General features: G+C 69.6%; 1 protein-coding gene. It reads right to left on the reverse strand.

The window, feature by feature from the left end; all coding sequences use genetic code 11:
* Nucleotides 1–2,249 (reverse strand): PQQ-dependent sugar dehydrogenase (locus tag SSOG_RS09625; protein WP_050800291.1); only part of this gene is annotated, 2,249 nt, incomplete at its 3' end.
* Nucleotides 2,250–2,396 lie beyond the last annotated feature (147 nt).

The following is a 2,396-nucleotide window of genomic DNA, read 5'->3' on the forward strand; positions in this document are numbered from 1 at the left end:
CGTACTTCGAGCGTGCCGCCCGCGCCCGCGGAGGAGACGCGTGCGGTGAAGTCCTTGGCGTTGCCGAGGAGATACGGGGTGAAGGCGATCCAGTCGCCGTTGTCGATGTTGCCGACCGTCTTGCCGCCGTTGGCCGGGGTGTGGCTGATGACGTCGACGCCCTGGGAGTCGTCGTAGTGCTCGGCCTGGCGGTGGCGGGGCTGGACGACGTTCTGGTCGTGGGTGGTCAGCGAGGGCTGGCCGCCCCCGCCGTTGTCGGTGTACTCGGCGTCGAAGACACCGAAGATGTTGGCGTTGGGGTCGTGTTCGCTGTCGGCGCTGGTCTTGAGCGTTCCGGAGCAGCCGGTGGCCGAGGTGATGGGGTGGCCGTGGCTGTCGTGGCCGAGGACGTGGGTGACCTTGACCTTGGCGCAGTCGATGGTCCGGTCCTCGGGGTCGGTCACCTTCACCTTGAACGGCACCTCGTCACCGAAGGTGAACAGCTGGCCGTCACCGGGCAGTTGCAGCGTCACCTTGGGGGCGGTGTTGCCGACCGTGAGGTGCACGCTGGCGCTGCCGCTGCGGCCGGTGGGGTCGCTGGCGGTGACGGTGGCGGTGTAGGTGCCGTTCTTGGTGTACCGGTGGGTGGGGTTGGGGGTGGTGGCGGTGTGGCCGTCGCCGAAGTCCCAGCGGTACGTGAGGGTGTCGCCGTCGGCGTCGGCGGTGCCCGCCGAGCTGAACGCGACCTTCATGGGCGCCTTGCCGGACGTACGGTCGGCGGCGGCCTCGGCGACGGGTGAGTAGCCGTCGGTGGCGTTCTCGATGCGGTAGAGGGCGGAGTGTTCGTCGCCGCCGAACCAGTTGAGCCCGTAGTCGAGGACGTACAGCGCGCCGTCCGGGCCGAAGGCGGAGTCCATCACTTGAGTGCCGGTCCACGGGAAGTCGTTGATCTTCTCCACGGTGCCGTCGGCGCCCTGCTCGATGCGCTTGATCCACTGGCGGCCGAACTCGGTGGCGAAGAAGTCGCCGTCGTAGCCTTCCGGGAACTTGACCGGCGAGTCGAGTGAGGCGTCGTAACGGTAGACCGGGCCGCCCATCGGCGACTCGGAGCCGGTGCCGAACTCGGTCACCGAGTTGTCGTCGTACGGGATCCAGGCGGGCTGGGCGGGCGGCAGGTCGGTGAGCCCGGTGTTGTACCGCGAGGTGTTCTTCGGCGCGGCGCAGTCGAAGGCCGGGCCGGAGGTGCCGGTGGCGAAGTCGTAGTTGCGGTACGGCTTGTTGTCGCCGACGCAGTACGGCCAGCCGAAGTTGCCGGGCTTGGTGACGCGCGCGAACTCGACCATGCCCGCCGGGCCGCGGTTCGGATCGGCGGCGCCCGCGTCCGGTCCGTAGTCGCCGACGTAGATCGTGCCGGTCGGCTTGTCGATGTTCATCCGGAACGGATTGCGGAAGCCCATCGCGTAGATCTCGGGGCGGGTCTTGTCGGTGCCGGGCGCGAAGAGGTTGCCGTCCGGGACGGTGTACGAGCCGTCCGCGGCCACCTTGATCCGGAGGATCTTGCCGCGCAGGTCGTTGGTGTTGCCCGCGGAACGGCGCGCGTCATAGGCGGGGTTGCGGTTGGGGCGCTCGTCGATGGGGGTGAAGCCGTCGGAGGCGAACGGGTTGGTGTCGTCGCCGGTCGAGAGGTAGAGGTTGCCGTCCGCGTCGAAGTCGATGTCGCCGCCGACGTGGCAGCAGGTGCCGCGGGAGGCGGGGACGTCGAGGATCTTCTTCTCGCTGGCGGTGTTCAGGGTGCCGTCGGCGTTGAGGGTGAAGCGGGAGAGGCGGTTGACACCGTCGAACTTCGCGAAGTCGGCCGCCGTGCCCTCCTCGGGGGCGTCGCCCGCGGGGGTGTCCATCGGGGGTGCGTAGTAGAGGTAGATGGCGCGGTTCTCTGCGAACCCGGGGTCGATGCCGACGCCCTGGAGCCCCTCCTCGTCGTGCGAGTAGACCGGGAGCTTGCCGGACACCTTGGTGTCGCCGCCCGCGTCCGTCAGGCGGAGGGTGCCGTCGCGGGACGTGTGCAGCACCGAGCGGTCGGGGAGGACGGCGAGCGACATGGGCTCACCGGTCTCGGCCGCGCCCTTGGCGAGCGTGACCTGCTGGAACTTCTCCTCCGCCTGGTCCGCTCCCGCTGGTGGGGATGCGGTGAACGCGAGCCCCGCGCCCACGAGCAGAGTGCTCGTGAGGAGCGCGAGGGAGCCGCGCAGTCCATGCCGTTTCCTGTGCACGCTGATCCTCCGGGAAAAGAGGGGGTGTACGGACGGGGCCGTTGGCCGCCCGACCTGGCACAGGCGCGCGCCGTCGCGCCGTTCGGTGACCGGTTCGGGGTGAGGGGCCCCATGTGACCGGTACATCTCAAGGACGGTAGCGGGGTT

Origin of the sequence: Streptomyces himastatinicus ATCC 53653, from assembly GCF_000158915.1 — a bacterium.
Taxonomy (GTDB): domain Bacteria; phylum Actinomycetota; class Actinomycetes; order Streptomycetales; family Streptomycetaceae; genus Streptomyces; species Streptomyces himastatinicus.